A 21,656-nucleotide genomic window follows, 5' to 3' on the forward strand; every position below is an offset into this window, starting at 1 on the left:
GGATGGGGATTTGGTTATTATTTAAATAACTTGTTAAACATTATACTTCTTGACTCAATATGAAACTATTTCTTTTGCATTCCTAATTTCTCTAATTGCCTTACCTCGATCAGATTGATTGTATATTGCTGATCCAGCAACAAGGACATTAGCTCCTGCCTCAATGCAGAGTTTTGCTGTTTCCAAATTTACTCCGCCATCTATTTCAATTTCAACATCCAAATTTTTTTCTTCTACCATTCTTGCAACCTGTCTAATTTTTGGCAGGACAGAATGTATGAATGATTGCCCGCCAAAACCTGGATTAACGGTCATCAGCAATACAAGGTCGATATCTTCCAGAATATGTTGAATGAAAGAGACTGGTGTGTGTGGATTTAATACTACTCCCGCCTTGATCCCTGCTGATTTAATTTGGTGAATGGCACTATGCAAATGTGTGCATGCTTCCACATGAATGGTTAATATATCTGCACCTGCTTTTGCAAACGCCCCAATGTATCTTTCTGGATTTTCTATCATTAAATGAACATCTAGCGGTAAATTTGTGACTGGTCGAATTGCTTCTACAATTAGTGGACCAATTGTTATATTCGGAACAAAATGACCATCCATTACATCAACATGAATATAATCGGCTCCGCCCCTTTCAACATCTTTTATTTCATCTTCAAGCCTTGCAAAGTTGGCTGAAAGAATGGAGGGTGCAATTTTGATCATCCAAAAAATACCTCTGCTTTCTATTAAATTTTTATTTTATTCGCATCTATAATACTCTTCTCTCCATATGCCGTTTGCCATTCTTCAATAAATACTTTCACATTTGCTTCCGTTGCACGATGTGAAAGAAATAATCTTAGAATATCCGGTGGGACTGTAACACCGTGTGCTCCAATTAGACAGACATCATGCACTTGTTGGACACTTTTAAAACTTGCAGCAAGCACTTTACTGTTAAAGTGATGTTTTTCTATTATTTCTACAATCTCCTTCACCACATTAACAGCATTTCCATCAAGGTTTTCTATTCGATTAACATAAGGAGTAACATATGTGGCACCTGCTTTTGCTGCTAGATATCCTTGTAATGGTGTATATATGGCGGTAGCCATTGTTCTTACACCGGATTCGCTTAATGCTTTTATTGCCTTGATTCCTTCTTTCGTCGCAGGTACTTTAATTACCAATTTATCTAGTATATTCTCACGGATATAGTTAGCCTCTTTCACTATTTCTTCTGCATTAACAGCTAGTGTTTGAATAAATAACTCTCGATTACATCCTATTACTTCTCTGATTTCCTCAAGTAACAGCAAAAAATTCTTTTTTTCTTTTACAATAATGCTTGGGTTTGTTGTAACACCATCAATTGGATAATATTCAACAAGTTCCCTAATATCATTTAGATTGGCTGAATCAATTATTAATTGCATAATTACAACTCCTTTATTAGCAGCATTATAAATTTTCTTCCTGGACTTCAAATTGAGTTGGTTGACACCGCCAGATCGGCAGGATAGACAAGTCCAATTTGTTTCCGTGCCTCGTCCATAACTTCTAGTGTAATTAGCGAATTTTTAAAAGAATTGATGTTAGACTCGAATTGGTTACGATTTATTAAATCAATAAATTCTTTAACCTCATAATACATTGAATTTTCTTCTTGAAATTGAGTAATATCTTCAAACCTTCCATCCTTGTAACGAATTTGCACTTTTGTCGGAGTTTCAATTTGATCGATTATCATGCTTCCTAGTTCGCCCTGAATTTCTGATGGGATATAGGAGTTGGCTATTTTTGAGTGTACTAAAACAGCTTCGCTTTCTTTATATTTACAAAGGATACTTCCTTCACCATCTACTCCAGATTCAAGCAATATACCATTTGCTTTTATTTGTAAAGGTTTTCCGAATAAAGCGACCATAGGATATATACAATAAACGCCAATATCCATTAGAGAACCATTGGAGAAAATAGGATTAAATGCATTTAAAATGGTTCCTTCTTTATATGCATCATAACGGGAAGAGTATTTACAAAAGCTTGCAATATACCGGCGGACTTTCCCAATTTTATGCAGATTATTTTGGATACTTTTAAAATTGGGGAGACATGTTGTTTTTAAAGCTTCCATTAACAATACTTTATTTTTTGTTGCTGTGGTAATCATAGTTTGTAATTCTGCTATATTCGATGCAATCGGTTTTTCACAAAGAACATGTTTACCATAGTTCATACAAATGATGGCCTGTTCTGAGTGAAATGAATTAGGGCTTGCAATATAGACAGCATCAATTTCCTTACTTCTTGCCATCTCTAAGACATCCGTAAAGATTGTTGTAACCCCATACTTTTTTGCAAACTTTCTAGCGGTTTCTTCAGTTCGAGAATACACAGCGGTTAAGGAAAAATCCTCTACCAAACTTGCTGCTTTAATAAACTTCTCGGTAATCTGATTTGTTCCGATAATTCCAAAACGTATCATAGATTGCCTCCTTGTATTTTTCCTTTCAATATACAAGTCACCGTTACCTAGTATACTTATTATAAATTGGATAATTTGTCTAAGTAAGTACGCACTTTATTATCATATAGTGTTTAAAGATATACTATGGGTTTAGTTCATGGGCGGTTCATGGGGACGGTTCTGATGAACCAAATTTATATCTAAAAAAAGTGCCTGTCACACCCCGAATAATGTCAAAGAAATAGACAAATGCGGAGGTGACAGGCACTTATTTTATTTAAATCAATTCCAAAAACGAACAAATTGTCAAAATGCCCTTATCAAAGTTCTCCAGGTTAAAATGCTCATTCGGCGCATGAAGATTTTCATCCGGTAACCCGAAGCCCATTAAGACAACAGGAGCATTTAAGGCTTGGTTGAAGTCAGATACAATTGGAATCGAGCCGCCTTCTCTTTTGTAAACAGGCGCCTTTCCATACACTTTTTCATACGCTTCAGCCGCTTTTTGAATCATTGGGCTGTCGATTGGCGTTAAGAATGGATTACCCGTATCCTGTAGAGTCACTTGTAATGTGCAGCCTTTTGGTGCGTGCTCTTCCAAATGATTTTTGATTAAGCCCTGAATTTTTTCAGGGTTTTGATTGTGGACGAGACGGCAGGTGATTTTGGCATGAGCCTCATTCGGGATGACCGTTTTTGTCCCTTCGCCCTGGAATCCGCCCCATAAGCCGTTTATTTCCAAAGTTGGCCGGGAACTGATTTTCTCAGGATAAGGATAATTGTTTTCCCCTCCCGTTAATTCGGTTAACCCTAATGATTTTTTCAACTTTTCTTCATCAAAGCCCAGTGCTTTAATTTGTTCCTTTTCAAACTCTGTCAGTTCCTGGACGTCATCATAAAAATGGTCCACATTCACCTTACCATTGGCATCGTGAAGCGTAGAAAGCAGCTGCACCAATAAATGGTTGGCGTTCTGAACGCCACCGCCGAACATGCCTGAATGCAAATCAGAATTAGCCGTCTTTAGAGTGAATTCGAGTGCACATAGACCTCTTAATGAATAAGTAATGGCCGGAACACCTCTGTCCCACATGTCCGAATCGGAAATCACAACCACATCACAGGCCAGTTTTTCTTTATTATCGGCTAAAAACCCCGGAAGATGAGGACTTCCAATTTCCTCTTCTCCTTCGATACAGAATTTTACGTTCACCGGCAATTTTTCATTTAACGCTAGCAGGGTTTCCACTGCTTTGATATGTAAGAACGTCTGTCCTTTGTCGTCTGTTGCCCCTCTGGCATAAATCTTTTCATCGCGGATCGTTGGTTCAAACGGAGGGGTTTCCCATAAATGAACTGGGTCTACCGGCTGGACGTCATAATGCCCGTATACTAACACAGTCGGGGCGTTCTCCTGATGAAGCCAGTCCGCATAAACAATCGGATGCCCTTTTGTCTGGACGATTTGCACATGTTCCATGCCAATGCCTTCTAATTTATGGGCAATCCATGTAGCTGCTTTTTGGATGTCCTCTTTATGCTCAGATAACGAGCTTATGCTGGGAATCCGTAGCAATTCTTTTAATTCCTCGACATTTTGATTATGCTGGCTGGATAAAAAATCGGATAATTGACTCATGTTCTCACCTTTTCTATTTTATTTTCTCTTCTTTATTTTATCGAAAACTAGAGAAAACAAGCAAATTGAGGCATGAGAACCGTCCCCATGCCTCAACTTATGCCTCACAGTCTGACTTCTGCAAGGGTTTCTTTTCTTTTTCCGTGCATGATGTAGTAGAGTACCGTGCAGGCTAGGGCGACGATGGCCATGATGAGATATAGGTTACGGTAGCCGGTTAACGGGATGATGAAGCCAATCACGTATGGACCGAATCCCAAGCCGGCATCAAGTGCGATAAAGTACGTAGATGTCGCCAATCCCATCCGTTCAAGCGGCGTTACTTTCACAGCTATCGCTTGTGAACAAGATTGGATATTTCCGAATCCGAATCCAATCAGGACACCGGAAAGCAAGAAGATTGTGCCGCTGCTTGCTGAGCTTAATAATAATAATCCTGCTGCAAAAAGAATAAAAGTAGGATACATTACATAGTTGGCGCCTTTCACATCCATTAATCGTCCCGTGATTGGGCGTGATACCAAGATTGCTACAGCATAGACGATAAAGAAGAAGCTTGCTACACTTACTAAATTAATTTCAATGGCGTAAAAATTAATAAAAGATAGAACGCTTGCGTAACAAATGCCGGCAATCAGTGTGACCAAGGCAATTGGCAGCGCTTTTGGCTCAATATAGTTGGAAAGCTTGAATCCTCCTTTAACCGCCGCTTTTTTGGCAGATGCTTTGACTTCAGGCACTTTCATAAACAAAGCAATGATGAAGCTGATGAGACCTAAAGCTAAACAGAAACTAAAAATAGCTGAATAGCTTGTATGCTGACTCATGTATAATCCAATGAATGGGCCGATGGCGGTGGCCATTGTGGTACTCATGCTGTAATAGCCAATCCCTTCGCCTTTACGTGCGTTCGGGATAATCTGGGCAACAATCGTTCCTGTTGCGGTACTGGCTACCCCTAAAGCTAAACCATGTACAAAGCGGGTAAATAGTAAAAAGGTTACTCCTGAATCAATGTAATATAATAAAGATGTCAAAATAAAAAAGATGAGACCAAAAAGCATCGTTTTCCTATTTCCAACGGATTCGATGATACGGCCGATCACGAGTCGGCCAATCAAGGTTCCGATAATGAAAATTCCCGTCACCAGTCCCGCCTGACTTTCACTGGCATGATAATGATTGACGGCGTAAACCGCGATGGTCACCAATAATAAATAAAAGATTAAGTATAAGAAAAAGTTTGCAGCCGAAATAATGATAAAATCCTTCGTCCACAATTTAGGTCTCGCTTGTTCCAACTTCTCCATCTCCCGATTGAGTTATATTTTTTCGGATATCATCCATTACACGAATGGCCGTTTTCAGATCCTCTTCTGAAATCCCCCTTAAAATTTCTACTTCATAGGCATCAACCGTCTCGCGGACATCTTGGTATAACTGTTTGCCAGCCTCCGTTAATTGCATCCGCTTTTCACGCTTATCCTTTCCACGAACATGCTCGACGTAGCCCAATTCTTCTAATTGGCCGACTGTTCTGGTAATCGTCGGTTTCTCGACGCCCTGATAATTGGAAAGTTCAACAAGGGTGGCAGGATTGAAATTTTCCAAATAATAAATGATTGTCCATTGCGCCCGGTGCAGTTCATGCTTTCCGAGCTCAGTATTGAGCCTTTTTTCAAAAGGCCGATACAGCATTAATAGTTTATGGAAAAATTTCCGTGAATAATTAATGTAAATCACCGCCTAAAAATTAGTTACCAATGATAACTGTTATCAAAGGTAACTATATTACCTTAGCAGGATTTAATACACCTGTCAATATTGTGAACACAAAAAGTGCCTGTCATGCACCCCATATAATGTCGAAGAAATCGACAATAAAGTGAAGTTGACAGGCACTTAATCTAAACTGAGTTCTATCAGGGAGTTCACAGGGACGGTTCACCTCTCCATCAATATACATCAAACAAAAAGCCGTAATAGTCGTTTATCTTTTTATTAGCGCTATTTCTATGACGATTATTTTTTTGATACTCACGAATTGGGAATGAAGCTGTTATCACAACAGAACCACATAAGAAAATTAAGCACAAAATCCCAATAATAAAGGACATTTATAAACACCCCTTTAGCTACTTGATGATTACAAAATAAGCATAAATGATGAAACGCATTTCATATCAAGAAGAATTTTTATGGAGAAACACAAGGAAAAAAGGTGGAATTTTCAATAAGAAAAAGAAAGAACAATATGATATAATCAGCAACAGGTAAGATTCATCAAGTTAGCGAAGGAGTTCATATGGTAATGCAGGTGCTTCAAAAAACACAAACGATAGTTCGCTATCAGAAACCTAACGGTAAAGCTTCTTATGGAATTGTCGAAGATGGTGAGATTTTACAATTGTCCAGTGATTTCACTGAAATTGTAAATAATGATCTGAAATTTGATGGTGTACGGGTTAAATATAGTGATGTAAAGATTTTAGAGCCGGTAGTCCCCTCTAAAATCGTTAATTTTGGCTGGACATATGCTGGACACGCAAAAGAAACTGGCGGAACGGCCAATCTCAAAGAACCGTTTTTGTTTTTAAAACCGACCTCTTCCTTGATCCCAGACCAAGGTGAAATCATCCTTCCATCACCTGATTTAACGCAGCAGGTAGAATTGGAGGGGGAAGTGGCAATCGTTATTGGGAAGCGGGCCAAAAATATAAAAGAAGAAGAGGCAATGGATTATGTTTTTGGCTACACTTTATTTAATGATGTAACAGCAAGGGACCTTACAAAAACCGATCCCCAATTCACAAGAGGCAAAGGTTTTGATACATTCGGCCCGTTGGGTCCGTGTATTGTGACTGGTTTAGATCCCACTAATTTACGAATCGTAACAAAATTAAATGGAACAGTGGTACAAGATGGTAATACGAATCAGATGTCCCTTTCCATCCCTTTCCTTATCAGTTGGATTTCACAGGTTATGACACTGGAGCCAGGTGATGTTCTTGCTACCGGCTCACCTTCAGGAAGCTGCCCAATGAAGTCCGGAGATGTTGTAGTTGTTGAAGTAGAGCAGATTGGTAAGCTTTGTAACTTTGTGAAATAGATAATATTATTTCGCAAACTAATGTCCTTTTCTTTAAAACTTCAGGCATATCTAAATAAGGTGTTAGAAGCAAGTATTTATCCATTACTTGCTTCTAACACCTTTACTATTAAATAAAATTTATAGAAACTACTGACTGGCTGAAACACCAGAACCGTCCCCATGCATCTTTTTTGTGATGAACAGGATTCCTGGCAGTAATATGAAGGATACGATGAGTAAAATGATGGTCAGCCAATTTTGGCTGGTGTCGCTGACTCCGGCTGCGAAGATGACGCCGAATACGCTGGAGGCAAGGATATTGCCTATGAATCTTGATGTCATAAACAGACCTGAGGCCGTCCCCGTTTCCGCTACAGAAACAAATGAATAGAGCCGTGTTTGTAAACCTATATTTAGAATACCGTTACTTAATCCAATAGTGGCTAACACGATAAATATCCAGTACAGCGGCGAGTTATGATTGATTGTCAGCAATAGGACACCTCCCACTACTCCAATAATCCCTCCTGTTAGTAAAGGCTTTCTATATCCCGACTTATCGATCCAACGTGTCGCAAGCGGTGTGGTAACAATGGAAAATATGGATATAGAGAGCATGATGATACCCGTAAGTTGAGAGCTAAGCTTTAAAACAGATTGCAAATAAATCGGCATGGACAGCAGCAGGGCAAAAAAGATCACTGTTGCCAAAATATACTGAACATACACTAATGAAATATTGGGGTTGTTTTTTAAGAAAAGAACATCGATAAAGGGTCCCGCTTTCTTTTTCTCGAAAAAGTAAAATAAAAATGTTAACGCCAAGGAACCGATTAATGCCCATACATTTAGGCCATTTGCGAGAGTTTGGAAAAAATACATCCAGCAAGAAATGAATAAACTGAACAATATGATCCCAATTCCATCCCACTTGAATGTATTATTTGTACTCCTCACATCATTCGGAATAAAAAGAACAGCCAAAATAGCTGAAACAATGATAATTGGAAAGTTCACATAAAAGATTACATGCCAGCCGCCTAGTTCAATTAACAGCCCGCTGATCGTCGGCCCAAATGCGGCTGACGTGGTGGCAAATACCGATAGTGTGCCGATTACTCTGTTTTGATTTTTTTGAATATAGGAGCGAACAATACCGATTCCAGCAGGGTATAGAGCGGATGTACCGATAGCTTGTATCGTTCTCATGCCTAAGAGAAATGGCATATTCGGCGATAATGGAGCGGTAAATGAAGAAATACCTACCAACAATAGGCCAAATAAAAAGATTCTTTTCCTCCCATAAGTGTCACTAAGTTTACCAATGAGGGGCAGGAAAATAGCACTTACAATAAAATAGGAAGCAATCAACCACGTAATATCTTTTGAAGTAAGCAAAAACTCATTTTTTATCTCTGGCAATGCCACGGTAATCATCGTTGTATTTAAAGGGTTTAATATGACACCTAAGGCGATTGCAACGATCAAGAAATTTCGATTTTTAACTAAAGAAACATTTTTTGTTGCAGGCATGTACCATCCGATCTCCTCTTACCAATTTAATTATAAGTATATCATGAAACATGGGGACGGTTCTTTTGCTTCAGAAGCAAAAGAACCGTCCCCGTGCATCCTTTTATTCATTTACGGGAAAATTACTGTAAAAGGTTTGAAAGGAGTGATATTTAGGTGAAGAAGATTGGCTGGATTTTTATTACGTTATTTATGTTGATTTTTGCCGGGTGTACGACTGCACACAAGCCTGAGAAACAGCATCAGACGCAGTCTGAAGCAAAGAAAGAAAACAAGGGTGAGGACAGCAAGCCTGGGGCTAGTGATAATCAGACCAAGGATCAATTGGCCGGCACCGATTATAATGCTTATCAGCATATGACTTACAAGGGAAAGGTTGCTCCAAAGTTTAGGGCAGATGAGCTATCCGCCCCTCCATCAGGGAATTGGCTCACAAACGGCGGAGATATTCGTAATAGCAGATACTCTCCCCTTGAAAAAATCACTGCTGATAATGTAAAAAACTTAAAAGTAGAATGGGTCACAAGTTTAGGTTCAGGAACTGAGTTCAAATATTCGGGTGAAGGAACCCCGCTTGTTTATGATGGCGTCATGTTCACCACTACAGGAACAAATCAGGTTCAGGCACTTGATGCCAAAACCGGAAAAATGATTTGGGAATATCGGCCGCAGATCCCAAGCGGCATGAATACTGTCTGCTGCGGGTGGTTAAGCCGCGGTGTCGCTTTAGGGGATGGAAAAGTCTTTGTCGGATTACTAGATGCCAGACTGGTTGCTTTAGATCAAAAAACGGGCAAGGTGGTTTGGGAAACGAGGGTCGATGATTGGGAAAAAGGCTATACGATTACAAGCGCCCCGCTCTATTATGATGGAAAGGTCTATACGGGGATTGCCGGCGGTGAATATGGGATCAGAGGGTACGTAGCCGCTTATGATTCGGAAATTGGCAGACAAATTTGGCGGAGTTATACGCTTCCTGCCCCTGGTGAAAAAGGAAGCGAAACATGGCCAAACGGCAGCAAGGACTGGCTGACGGGCGGAGCGCCGGTGTGGAACACTCCAGCTGTTGACCCTGAATTAGGGATGATTTATTTTGCAGCAGGGAATACCTCTCCGGACCTGAACGGCAGCAATCGGGAAGGAGACAACTTATTTGCCAACTCCGTTCTTGCACTAGATGCCAAAACAGGCGATTATAAATGGCACTTCCAAGAGGTGCATCATGACATTTGGGACATGGACCCGGCCAATCCGGTCGTTTTATTTGATGTAAACATGAATGGACAAATGCGTAAAGGAATTGTCCAAGCTGGTAAAACAGGCTGGCTTTATATTTTGGACAGGACTAACGGGAAGCCGCTGATCGGCATTGAGGAAAAACCGGTTCCGCAAAATGCCAATCAAAAAACATCACCAACTCAGCCGTTTCCGGTTGGTGATGCATTTGTACCGCAAGCAGTGACGGAGGAAGATGTGAAGCGCGATTTGCCGAAGGACTTTAAAGGTGACATTGGCGGTATCTTTACTCCATTCTGGGATAAGCCAGTCACACTTAAACCAACGCCGCAGGGAGGAGCCAACTGGCCGCCATCTGCGTATAACCCGAACACAGAGTATTTTTACGTAATGGCTAATGACAATTATTTTGCCTATGCCCATTATGCAGAAGAGGAAAAGGACCGGTTTACCGAAGGGAAAGAATATATCGGCAGCGTCTGGCAGCCGGTGAAAAACTCCCCTAGCAGCGGCACAGTGACCGCTCTTGATGTGAAGACGAATAAAATTGTTTGGCAAAAGAAATGGGATGCCATCGCCTACAGCGGATTGTTAACAACAAAAGGGAACCTGTTATTTACCGGCCATAATGATGGACGGATTATTGCCTACGATGCTTCTAAAGGCGATCAATTATGGGAGTTTAAAATGGATGCCGGTGCAAACGCCCCGCCGATTACTTATGAAGTCGACGGAAAGCAATATATCTCCATCTATGCTGCCGGAAATACTCTGGCTGGAACAAAGCATGGTGATAAGATTTATACCTTCTCATTGGAGGGCAAATACGGATCGGTTAAAGATATCCCTAAAAACAAAATCAATACCTCTCCAGTCAAGCAGAACGTGAAGGAAAAGCAGCAAGCTAACAAAACGAAAAAAGAAACCTCCGGCACTGCCTCTGGTGAAGCAGTCTATAAAAGCAACTGCATGGCCTGTCATGGCGATGCAGGCGCAGGCGGACACAATGGTCCGAATTTACAACAGACCAAAATGGATAAGGCTGCGATTATTAGACAGGTGCAAAATGGTAAAGGTCAAATGCCTCCATTTAAAGATAACTTAACGACCAAAGAAATAGATGCAGTCGCTGATTATGTAAAGAGCCTGGGCGGCGGATGATAGCAGCCCGAAATTTAAAAAAGGTAATCGTCCTGTTTTACTGGACGATTACCTTTTTTAGTTGGCAGATGCTTTTTCTGTTAAGGAAATATGAATTAACCGATCATCTTTATCGGTTGGATTTCCGCGTTTGTCGCGATTGCTGGTAATTGTATACAATTCATTGCGATCGACCAGCACATCCCTTAACCTGCCTGCTTCACTATAAAACTCCTCAAATTTCTTGCTGGCAAGATCATACGTAAAGATTTTCTTTCCGGCTAAGGAAGCAACAAAGAGCTTTCCATCATTAAAAGCCATACCTGATGGCGCCCACGTTTGATCCCCGGATTGAAGAATCGGCTTTATCATGCCTTGTACCTCTTTATCTCCTTGTGCAACAGGCCAGCCATAGTTTTTCCCGGCTTGAATCAAATTTATTTCATCATGCCCTGATTCACCATGCTCTGAACTATAAAGATTTCCATCGTTATCCCACGCCAATCCCTGTGGATTACGATGGCCATAGGAGTAAATATAAGAATTTTTATATGGGTTATCAGTTGGAATATCCCCATTCACGGTCATTCTTAATATTTTTCCGGCTAAGCTGTCAAGATTTTGGGCATTGGCGGATTTGCCAATATCACCTGTAGTCGCGTACAGCATGCCATCCGGACCGATTTTGATTCGGCCGCCGTTATTAACCTCGCCGCCAGGAATTTTATCCAACAGGATCTTATCTTCCTTCCACGTCTTATCTTCAAGCTTGAGTGAAATAATCCGGTTCAGGGTCTTGCCGTCTTTCTGATAAGTGTGAAAAGCAAACGCTTTCTTTGTTGTGGCAAAATCAGGTGCTAACGTAAACCCGAGGAAACCGCCTTCCCCTTTATTGAAGATCTTCTCAGAGGTCTTTACATTCTGGACATCTACCAAGCCGAGGTCTCCATTTATTTGAATGACCGACCCTTCCCGCTGGCTTAAGAAAAACAAACCACCATTTTTATTAATCGTCCAAGGAATGTATAAATGATTGGCATTCACACTGCCATCATTGGATACTGCAACCTCGACAGCCTTATTCATTACCTCGCTCGCATCCTGCTGTAAGGAACCCTGTTTTTGGCCAGGATCTTTTGCATCATCTTTATCTTCCCAAAACACCGCATACCCAAGCCCCGCTGCTAAAGCAACAGTCAACACACTAAAACCTATTAACTTCTTCAAAATACCACCTCAAACAAAATAATTTACACCAACAGTTTAGACATATTTCAGACTATTTAAACAATGAAACATGGGGACGGTTCTCGTGCATCAAATGCGTTGGGATGTGGGGACGTTTCCTGTGCATCAATCGCACGAAAAAAGGACGGTTCTTCTGCTTTTGAGGCAGAAGAACCGTCCCTATGCATCATATCTGTTTTAACAAGTATTCGCAAATTTTGCTTGAGCTTAGTCTAGCTGCCACATATGGGGGCCGGATTTCTCTGGCTCCTTCGAGCGGGAGTCCGAGCCACAAAACCTTTTCGTCTACCATGACATACGGAAACGGAAGGTTCTTATCCTTGTCTGAAATAAGGGTTAATTTCACCCGCTCTCCCCTGTTCATTAACTGCTCCTTCCATTCTTCAGATAACTCAGTCCCTTCTGGAAAGGAGATAGTAATCGACGACTTGGCCGATTTCAAGTCACGAAAGACAGCTTCTAGCTTTAGTGCATGAATCCACCTTAATTTGGGGTGTTGGCTGCGAATCCATGAACCAATTTCCTTCGTCGTGACCGCTTGATTGCGCCTGACCTGATAATCAACGAGCTGCCTTAGCGTTTTTCCTGAGTACACATGCTTTTGGATGAAATTTCGATTGCTGACATGAAGAAATTTCCCCTTCGTTCTCGTAATCGCGACATTAATCAGGCGTTCACTGTCCTTTCCGGTTAAGAGCATTCCAGCCCGGTCCTGCGGGGCACTGTCGACGGTATCAAAGATCATCACATCCCGTTCACTGCCCTGGAATCGGTGGACAGTGGCCCCAATAATATCTGCTTGGCCGAGCTCATTCGTGTAAATCTCTTCAAGCAGCATTTCCATAAGATTCGCCTGAGACCGGTATGGTGTTACATACCCAATCGATTTAGTCCCGTCAAGGTAAGCTTCATGAATCAATTGAAAAGATAATAGCAGTTGCCATAGGTTAAATCTTGAATTAGTCGTTTTATCACTCATACAATGTAAGCCCGTGAAACTTGTATCCAAAAGCACGGCAGCCTGCTCTTTAAAAGGAGCATGGCTTGTGATTCTGTTTCTGCTTTTATAGACACTCTCATGATCTCCAACCAGTGAATGATAGATATACTTGTTGGTAAAAGCAGAAATATCGGGGTGCATCCTCCGCTGTTCTTTTAATAAAAAAACTTGCGGGTGAAGCTGTCCTTCGTTCAGGGATTCCACAACCCCAGCATGATGGAACACATCCTCTTTCAGCCATTTGGCCACAAGCAGGTCCCGGCTTGAAGCAATCGGAGGCAATTGCTTGAAGTCCCCGCAAATAATTACCCGATGACCCAGCGCAGCGGCAAAAGCAGCCTGGGGCACATAAGCCATACTTGCTTCGTCGAGGATGACTACGTCATAGTCCTGGTCATAAACGGCGCTGTCACTGGCCGCTTTTGCCAGCGTCGTCCCGATAATGAACGCCTCTTTTACAAATTCGACTTCTTTCTTCCGGACTTTTTCCAGAAGTCTCGCAATTTGTGTTTCAAGTTCCAGTAGATGATCCGAATCTCGTTTGCTAAAAGAATAGGCCAAATCCTGCTTTAAGTTACGTCTTTCTTCTATTAGTCTCTCTCGATCCTGGGCTAGGAGCGGATCCTGTTTTTCAATGAGCAGACCTGTGGTAATTTCGTGATGGGCCGATAGCGCTTCACCGCCACCACCACCATAGCGAAGCACATCCCCTTCCCGGAATCGGTTTTTCCTTTTAATAAAATCTGTCAGTTCGCCCATTAAGACATCGACAGCTTGATTGCTATGCGACAGAATCAACACTTTTTTCTGCTGAAAATATTTGTTGGCCGCCGTTCTGGCCAAGGTGTAGGTTTTTCCGGTTCCGGGCGGCCCCCAGACGAACGTGACGGGATTGTATTTTGACCGCAACACCACTTCGTGGACATTGCTCTTAATCTTGTCTGCCGGATGCTTGGTTTCCATCGAAGGATTCATCAATCTTTTTACTCTCAGCCGCTTTTGCTTGTTTTTTTTGATTTCATCCAAGCGTTCGATTAATTGCTCGAGCAGCTCCCAGGGATCATGCAGCAAAAAAGCATCGGAAATGAGGTCGCCAAAGCTTTGCTCCAATGCCAGGATGACTCCCCTGCCCTCGGAAGAAAGCACCTTTCCGCTGCTTTTCATCGCGCCCCATTCCAACTTTATCGTCGAACCAACGGGTATCCTTAATGGAATGGCTGTATCAAAATAATAGCTGTAGGCGTCATCGTTTGATAACAACCTGCCATTTGTCACAATATAGCGGCTTCCGCCGTACTTTTTTAGGTGATTAATCTCATTTAGAAGGGCTTGCTGCCACTCTTTTAGATAGGTTTTGGTTGTTGTCATTTGCTTCCCCTTGTCTTTGCTGCTTTTATGATTGTATCAAAGTTGGAAGCTAACAAAAACACGAGGACGGTTCTTCTGCTTTTGAAGCAGAAGAACCGTCCCCATGCATCATTTTCAATGTTAAAATCCCGCTAGTTTTTTTGCGTATTGCATAATGGTTTTTAAATACTCATGATATAGTTTATTCTTCCTCATCCTCTTCTTGCTCTACTTGCTCGTCTTCCTCCTGTAATTTTTGTATTTCGTCGGAAAGCTGCTCAAATGCTTGGAGCCGAAATTTCGCGCTAGCAATAAGGTCATCGATGATTTGCACAAACGTTTCGTATTCAATCCGGTTTTCACTGCATTCTTGAATCATTTTTAATAAATCCACTTCATACAATTGATATCGCTCATTGAAGGTTTTTTCATTCATCGTTAAAAAATACTCTTCATCCACTACGAATTCATTAAATATTTTTTTGGTCAATCGTTTTTTTGTGACTGTTATTTCCTTTTGATCCTGCTCACTTTCATAATGCTGCGCATCCTCATATTCTGAGCAAAGCGTAGCATAAATTTTCTCAAGCAGCTCCGTCGGCTCTAAATATCTTAAATTCGGCATCTCGAAACCTCCCATATCTAGTTATTTCCAAATATCTGTTGTGAAACACGGGGACGGTTCTGGTGCATCAAAAAGCAATGTAAAAAAGGGACGGTTCTTCTGCTTTTGAAGCAGAAGAACCGTCCCCATGCATCACACTTCCTCCAAGGTTGGAATGGAGGATTGTGCGCCTTCTCTTGTTATGACAATCGATGATACTTTGTTGGCAAATTGGGCTGCTTCTTCATCGCTTAAGCCCTTTGTCTCGGCAACGATAAATGCGGCTATAAACGAGTCTCCAGCGGCAGTTGTGTCTACGACATTTACTTTAAAGGCCGGTACATGAAACTCGCCTTCATCGTTGATGACATAGGCTCCTTTTTCTCCGGCTGTAATGACTAATCTCTCGATGCCTAATGTTTTTAAATAATACCCGGCACTTAAAATTTCCGCTTCGTTTGAGACAGGCATACCCGTTAAGATTTGCAACTCCGTTTCATTAGGAATGAGAGTATGTACCTTCTCTAACATAGCTTTCGTCAGCTTTTGCGCGGGCGCAGGATTCAAAATGACTTTTTTGTGGAGTTCAAAAGCAAGCTCCAGTACATACTCGACAACCTCAAGCGGTATTTCCAGCTGCATAATAATGATATCGCTTTGTTCGATAAGGACTCTATTTTGATTAATGTCTGAGGTCTGAAGCTTATGGTTTGCACCCGAAACAAGAACAATATTATTTTCGCCATCAGCACTGACATTGATGAACGCCATTCCTGTAGGGCCATCATCCTCCAGTATAGACGATGTATTCACACCGGACTGCTTTAGATTATTAAGCAGTGATTGGCCATAATCATCATTTCCGACCTTGCCAATCATCGTGGTATCGGCGCCAAGCCTTGCTAAGGCAACAGCTTGATTTGCACCTTTCCCGCCAAAATTGGTTTGAAACTTTTCACTCGATATCGTTTCCCCCGCTTTTGGGAGATGTGGAACATGGGTAACCAGGTCCATATTTAGGCTGCCAATTACTAATACCTTACTCACACGACCACCCCATAATTATCTTTTTGAACATGGCCGCTTTTCTTTGCATCCTTTAACTCTTCAACCATTTCCTCAATGGTTAATACTTGATTGCCAAATTTTAAAGAATTACTTAGCCCGCTAATATGAGGCTGCTTTAACATACTTTTTTCTAACGTTTCTAGATCCCAGAAGATATCCCGCTTATTCCCGTCTGCAATCTTCCGTTTATTTGCCATGACAATGACATGCTCAAAATTATTCACGACAAATTCCATATCATGTGTAATCGTAATAACCGTCTTTCCTTGTTGAATCAAATGTTTAATAATTTCCCCTAATCGAATCATGGTAGGATAATCCTGACCGGCAGTAGGTTCGTCAAGGATTATGACATCCGTATTCATCGCAATTACAGCTGCAATGGTGACCATTTTTCGCAATGAATATGGCAGGTCATATGGATTTTCTTCTAAAAATTTCGTAACCCCTACAAGTTCAGCCGCTTTTAATACAAGATCTTTTACTACTTCCGGTGATAGTCCTTGTTGTTTCGGACCAAACTCAATCTCTTTATAAACCGTACTATTAAAAATTTGATCATCAGGATTTTGGAATACATAGCCTACTTTTCGCGAAATTTGCGCAGTTGTATAGTCTTTCGTATTCCAGCCGTCGATTACGACGTCACCCTCGGTGGGCTTTAGTAACCCATTGATTAATTTAACAGTAGTGGTTTTTCCTGCTCCATTCTGACCGACAATGGCAACAGCTTCGCCTTTCTCAAAGGACATGTTGACATTCTCTACGGCTGTAAATCCATTTGGGTAAGCAAAAGTGATATTATTTAATGTTAAAAATGCCATGTTGTTACTCCTCCTTTCCCACGATCCAGTTATTAAACACTGTTATTGCTTCCGATTCGGTAATTGGGATTTCGTTTAGACGGCCGGTTTTTCGCATCTCATAGCCCAATAGCGCATATTGCGGCAGCATGACGCCATGGTTCACAGTCTTTATGTCAGAAAGAATATCTTTTGTTTTCCCTTCCATAACGACCTTCCCATCCTCCACAAGGATGACCCAATCGGCGTATTCCGCAATCAGTTCAATCTTATGTTCGACAAGAATAATTGTTTTACCCTTTTGTTTCATAATATTTATTATTTTAAAAACTTCCTCAGTCGCTTGCGGATCTAACTGCGAAGTTGGTTCGTCGATAATTAATATTTCCGGATCCATTACCATTACTGATGCTAACGATACTCTCTGGCGCTGCCCGCCTGACAGCTGTTGCGGATCTTTATTTTGAAGAGGCTCTAAACCGAATAACTTGATAATTTCTGTTACTCTTTCCTTTATGACAGGAACTTCCACTCGTAAATTTTCTAATCCAAACGCTATTTCTTCAAATACAGTATCTTTCGTACCACTTATTTGTGTAAAAGGGTTTTGAAAGATGTACCCCATTTTTTGAGCAAGATCGCCCATTTCCCATTCACGGATATCTTTCCCCTCAATCAGCATTTCCCCATCCAAATCGCCTTTAAAAAAATGGGGAATAAAGCCGCGAATCAGGTTACAGATCGTCGTTTTTCCGCTTCCGTTCGCGCCAATTAAGGCATAGACCTTGCCTTTTTCCAACGAAAGGTTAACATCCTTTAATACTTTTCCATCGCCAACTGGATATTTGTATGAGATTCCTTTCATTTCAATATAACTCATAAGGCAACTCTCCAAACTATTAGTAAAATCAAGATGACTAGTAACATTACCCTGATAAACGAATCTCTTCCCGTTTTTTCAATGCTGTAAATGCTTGTCTTTCTTTTGTTTACAGTGAAGCCCCTTGCCTCAAGCGCCATTGCCCGTTCTTCCGTGCTCGCAACAGACGATAATACTAGCGGAGTAATCATTGGGAGCAGTGCTTTTAATCTCACCATTAAACTTCCTTCCGTCTCTACTCCCCGTGTTTTTTGCGCGTCCATTATAATCTGAGATGACTTTTTCATTTCAGGAATAATCGTTAATGTAGACAACACAACATAAGTAGCTTTAGGTGATAATCCTAGAACTTCTAATGAATAAACAAAGTCTTTAACAGGGGTAATCCTGAAAAATAGAATGAGCGAAGACCCTACGGCAATGATTTTAGAAGTAAGACCTAAAGCAAAATCAACACCTTCTTGTGTAATGGCGAGAAAACTCCATTCCCATAATACATGTGTACCAGGGTAGAAAAAGCTTTGTAAAACAAAAATAAGAACTGATAAACTGAACAATCCTTTGATTGTTAAATTGGCAAATTCCTTTGTTACACTTCCTATAGCTGCAATCAGCAAACAAACAAAGAAGATTGCGTAGCCAAATAGATAGTTAGGAATTATAAAAACAGAAATTGCGAATAAAAGAATCATCAGTAGTTTTGTAGTCGGATATAAACTAAGAACGGCATTCTTTTTCTCCATTTCCATTCTCCCTCCTTTAATGTATTCCTTATTTTTATAAGAATCTCAAACCCAGTATCCCCGGGCTGAGATTCTTATCCATTTCATAGATTAAGCCGCTTTTGATTTTTTGTTGCTTTTAATAAATGATTGAGCGTAGTTATGCTTGGACAAGTAACGGTCAGACATTTTGTTGACTATTAAGTAAGCAATAATGACAGAGGATGTCTTGTCAATCAGTTCAAGCAGCCCCATAGAAGTAATAACAGCTTGTACTAAACGATGGCCAGATGCTAGTAACACAGCAGTCATAGCAGATGCAGAGCTTCCGGAAATACCGCCATAAACCCAAACAATAATCGGAGTAGAAATAATGACAGCAATAACAGTTACGATAAGACCAGCACCGATTGTTTTACCAAAATTACTAAACATACCCTTTTTAGATAACATACCTACTGTAAATCCAATCGCCATGGATGAAATCGCAAATGGCAGTTCAGTTGGCGTAAAGATTGATTTTACGAGATTCGTAGCACCACCGGTTACTAATCCAACCCAAGGTCCAGCAATCATACCGGCAACAATGGTCCCAATGGCATCGAGCCAAATTGGAAGCCTTAAAATCTGTACCAACTGAGCAATAACGACGTTTAGACCAACACCGATAGGAATTAACATAATAGCAATTAATGAGAAGTCATGTTTTAGTCCACGTTTCATATAGGTTTTCTCCCCTTTGTTGTAGGTGTAATTTTTTTAGAATGATTTAAGTGAAGCGTAGATCATGTTGGAAAGTTCCTCCCGATCTACTTCAAAAGCTACATTTGCATTAATCGGACGATCTGTCAGTCTCTTTTTATCAATAATCGTTTGACCGTAAGTAAATTCCCCTTTTGTTTCAACTTGTACATTACATGGAATAAACGTAAATAACTCCGGTTTAATGAGGTAGGCAACTGCACAGGCATCATGCATCGGCAGCCCGTTTGTTCTGCCCTTTGCATAAAATTCAAGCATTTCCGCTGCTGCATCACTGATTCGATTTCCAATGCTCCTGATTTGTTCAATATCTTCATTGAATAGGACTGCTTTATAGGTTACATCTAATCCAAATAAGGCAATTGGAATACCGGATTTAAAGACAATCTGTGCTGCCTCCGGGTCAACATACATGTTAAACTCGGCAACCGGGGTTGTATTTCCACCCTCATATGCACCACCCATAATCGAAATTTGCTCAATTTTGTGCGTAATATTTGGATAGGCAGTAATAAGGTTTGCCACGTTTGTTAACGGGCCAATCGCTACAATGGATACGTTTTCATTAGAATGAACAATTAAATCTTTCATTGCTTCAACAGCAGTACGCTCGCTTGCCTGTTGCTCACCCTCAGGTAAAATCACCCCCCCTATGCCTGATTCGCCATGGAATTCTTCCGCCGTATACAGTTCCTTAATCAGGGGCTTTGTAGCACCTTTTGCTATTTCAATCCCTTTAATTCCGGTTAAGTTAACGAGCTTTAACGCATTCGATGTCACCTTTTCAATCGTTTGATTACCAGCAGTTGTGGTAATCAACTTCACATCTAATTTGTCAGACGTTAGAGCTAGAAAAATTGCTATAGCGTCATCAATCCCTGGATCGGTGTCAATTATTACCGTTTTTTTCATCTTAAGCCCTCCCTATGAAAATTCTTTCGTGCTGCCATTGATAATTAACTTTGGTTCCATAAAAACCTGTTCCTTACTGATATTTTTGTTGTTGATTTGATCAAACAACATCGTGGCAGCAATTTCCCCCATTTTATATGCAGATTGTTCTATCGTTGTCAGTTTGGGAATTAGTAATTGGTTATAGGTTAAGTTATCAAAACCTACAACCGATAAATCATTAGGAATATTGATTCCTAACTCTACTGCTGCTTGATAAACCCCAAATGCCATTAAATCGTTAAATGCAAAAATAGCTGTAACATCTTTTTCTTTCAATAATGTCTTTGCCGCCTGATACCCCCCTTCCATTAGATAATTACCAGTTATGATTATCGAATCATCAATCGGAACTTGAAACTCCGAAAGTGCTTTCGTATATCCCTTGAAACGTTCGTTTGAGTTGGGAATGTTAGCAGGTCCTGTAATACACCCAATTTTGCGATGGGATAACTCTAGTAAATGTTTGGTCGCCAGGTACCCTGCTTTCTCATTGTCAATATACACGCCGCCAAAATCTCGATTCTCCTGACCGCGGTCTAATAAAACAACAGGTATTTCATATTCTTGCACAGTTTGATAGAATTCCTTACTTTGAGTTTCTTGAGGTCCACTAAAGATAATTCCATCTACATTTTTTTCTTTCATAATGGTTAAATAATCGGTCTCTTTTCGATGAGAGCTATCAGTATTACATAAGAAGACGGTATATTGAGCATTGTTTGCTACATCCTCAACCCCTCTGACAAGCTCAGGAAAGAAAGGATTTCGTATATCGGGAATCACTAGCCCAATCGTATTAGTTTTTTTGGTAATCATGCTTCTAGCAATACTATTAGGTTTGTAATTTAACTCTTCTATTACTTTTAGGACCTTTTCACAGGTTTCTTTTCTAATTCCTTCTGATTTGTTATTCATGATTCTAGAAACAGTAGTAATGGACACCCCTGCTTTTTTCGCTATATCTTTTATTGTTACGCTCATGAAACTTACCACCCACATTTCGGTAAAACGTTTTCTGAAATCGTTTTAGGAAAACGTTTTACTAAATCGTTTTCTTTTATTATAAGCTAATTTTAAGTGAAGTCAATATTTTTTGAAAATTAACGAAATATGGGGGCGGTTCTTCTGTTTTATGATGAAACAGAAGAACCGCCCCCACATA

At 40.6% G+C, this 21,656-nt stretch carries 19 protein-coding genes; 2 read left to right on the forward strand and 17 right to left on the reverse strand.

Annotated features, from left to right (window positions below):
• Positions 1–54: 54 nt before the first annotated feature.
• From rpe to KHA99_RS27630, 6 genes are all read right to left on the reverse strand, one after another.
• A complete protein-coding gene (gene rpe / locus KHA99_RS27605) occupies positions 55–720 on the reverse strand; it encodes a ribulose-phosphate 3-epimerase (RefSeq protein WP_213120725.1) in 666 nt (221 codons plus the stop codon).
• Positions 721–743: 23 nt separating this feature from the next.
• Positions 744–1,433 carry a transaldolase family protein gene (locus tag KHA99_RS27610; protein WP_213120726.1) on the reverse strand — a complete coding sequence of 230 codons (690 nt, stop codon included), beginning with the start codon at positions 1,431–1,433 and terminating at the stop codon, positions 744–746.
• Positions 1,434–1,480: 47 nt separating this feature from the next.
• Complete coding sequence (locus tag KHA99_RS27615; protein WP_213120727.1) at positions 1,481–2,485, reverse strand: Gfo/Idh/MocA family protein; 1,005 nt, start codon at positions 2,483–2,485, stop codon at positions 1,481–1,483.
• Positions 2,486–2,744: 259 nt separating this feature from the next.
• Positions 2,745–4,106 (reverse strand): dipeptidase, encoded by a 1,362-nt coding sequence (locus KHA99_RS27620; protein ID WP_213120728.1) that lies wholly within the window; start codon positions 4,104–4,106, stop codon positions 2,745–2,747.
• Positions 4,107–4,210: 104 nt separating this feature from the next.
• A complete protein-coding gene (locus KHA99_RS27625) occupies positions 4,211–5,407 on the reverse strand; it encodes an MFS transporter (RefSeq protein ID WP_213120729.1) in 1,197 nt (398 codons plus the stop codon).
• On the reverse strand, positions 5,388–5,804 hold the full coding sequence (locus KHA99_RS27630; protein WP_213120920.1) for a MarR family winged helix-turn-helix transcriptional regulator: 417 nt from the start codon (positions 5,802–5,804) through the stop codon (positions 5,388–5,390). The genes KHA99_RS27625 and KHA99_RS27630 overlap by 20 nt, the downstream gene beginning before the upstream one ends.
• A 613-nt stretch (positions 5,805–6,417) precedes the next feature.
• On the opposite strand from KHA99_RS27630, the gene KHA99_RS27635 reads away from it, so the two are divergent.
• Positions 6,418–7,215: a fumarylacetoacetate hydrolase family protein gene (locus KHA99_RS27635; RefSeq protein ID WP_213120730.1), complete on the forward strand. Its 798-nt coding sequence runs from the start codon at positions 6,418–6,420 to the stop codon at positions 7,213–7,215.
• 129 nt (positions 7,216–7,344) lie between these two features.
• Here KHA99_RS27635 and KHA99_RS27640 read toward each other — a convergent pair whose 3' ends face one another.
• Entirely contained in the window at positions 7,345–8,730 is a 1,386-nt protein-coding gene (locus KHA99_RS27640) for an MFS transporter (protein ID WP_213120731.1), read from the reverse strand.
• Positions 8,731–8,886: 156 nt separating this feature from the next.
• Here KHA99_RS27640 and KHA99_RS27645 point away from each other — a divergent pair, with 156 nt between their 5' ends.
• Positions 8,887–11,127: an outer membrane protein assembly factor BamB family protein gene (locus KHA99_RS27645; RefSeq protein ID WP_213120732.1), complete on the forward strand. Its 2,241-nt coding sequence runs from the start codon at positions 8,887–8,889 to the stop codon at positions 11,125–11,127.
• Positions 11,128–11,184: 57 nt separating this feature from the next.
• On the opposite strand, the gene KHA99_RS27650 is transcribed toward KHA99_RS27645, so the two are convergent.
• The 10 genes from KHA99_RS27650 to KHA99_RS27695 form a co-directional block, all read right to left on the reverse strand.
• The gene (locus KHA99_RS27650) at positions 11,185–12,333 is read right to left on the reverse strand and encodes a PQQ-dependent sugar dehydrogenase (RefSeq protein ID WP_213120733.1); all 1,149 of its coding nucleotides are present in this window, start codon (positions 12,331–12,333) and stop codon (positions 11,185–11,187) included.
• A gap of 187 nt (positions 12,334–12,520) precedes the next feature.
• Complete coding sequence (locus tag KHA99_RS27655; RefSeq protein ID WP_213120734.1) at positions 12,521–14,722, reverse strand: DEAD/DEAH box helicase; 2,202 nt, start codon at positions 14,720–14,722, stop codon at positions 12,521–12,523.
• Between the two features lie 181 nt (positions 14,723–14,903).
• Positions 14,904–15,326: a hypothetical protein gene (locus KHA99_RS27660; protein ID WP_213120735.1), complete on the reverse strand. Its 423-nt coding sequence runs from the start codon at positions 15,324–15,326 to the stop codon at positions 14,904–14,906.
• 132 nt (positions 15,327–15,458) lie between these two features.
• Positions 15,459–16,352: a ribokinase gene (gene rbsK, locus KHA99_RS27665; protein ID WP_307852202.1), complete on the reverse strand. Its 894-nt coding sequence runs from the start codon at positions 16,350–16,352 to the stop codon at positions 15,459–15,461.
• Positions 16,349–17,197 carry an energy-coupling factor ABC transporter ATP-binding protein gene (locus KHA99_RS27670; protein ID WP_213120736.1) on the reverse strand — a complete coding sequence of 283 codons (849 nt, stop codon included), beginning with the start codon at positions 17,195–17,197 and terminating at the stop codon, positions 16,349–16,351. Before KHA99_RS27670 ends, rbsK begins: the two co-directional genes overlap by 4 nt.
• 4 nt (positions 17,198–17,201) lie before the next feature.
• The gene (locus KHA99_RS27675; protein WP_213120737.1) at positions 17,202–18,056 is read right to left on the reverse strand and encodes an energy-coupling factor ABC transporter ATP-binding protein; all 855 of its coding nucleotides are present in this window, start codon (positions 18,054–18,056) and stop codon (positions 17,202–17,204) included.
• Complete coding sequence (locus KHA99_RS27680; RefSeq protein WP_213120738.1) at positions 18,053–18,799, reverse strand: energy-coupling factor transporter transmembrane component T; 747 nt, start codon at positions 18,797–18,799, stop codon at positions 18,053–18,055. Before KHA99_RS27680 ends, KHA99_RS27675 begins: the two co-directional genes overlap by 4 nt.
• A gap of 90 nt (positions 18,800–18,889) precedes the next feature.
• Positions 18,890–19,501 (reverse strand): ECF transporter S component, encoded by a 612-nt coding sequence (locus KHA99_RS27685; protein ID WP_213120739.1) that lies wholly within the window; start codon positions 19,499–19,501, stop codon positions 18,890–18,892.
• Between the two features lie 36 nt (positions 19,502–19,537).
• On the reverse strand, positions 19,538–20,452 hold the full coding sequence (locus KHA99_RS27690) for a nucleoside hydrolase (protein ID WP_213120740.1): 915 nt from the start codon (positions 20,450–20,452) through the stop codon (positions 19,538–19,540).
• Positions 20,453–20,464: 12 nt separating this feature from the next.
• Positions 20,465–21,475, reverse strand: coding sequence for a LacI family DNA-binding transcriptional regulator (locus tag KHA99_RS27695; protein ID WP_213120741.1), 1,011 nt, complete (start codon positions 21,473–21,475; stop codon positions 20,465–20,467).
• Positions 21,476–21,656 lie beyond the last annotated feature (181 nt).

This window comes from Neobacillus rhizophilus, from assembly GCF_018343535.1.
Taxonomy (GTDB): domain Bacteria; phylum Bacillota; class Bacilli; order Bacillales; family Cytobacillaceae; genus Neobacillus; species Neobacillus rhizophilus.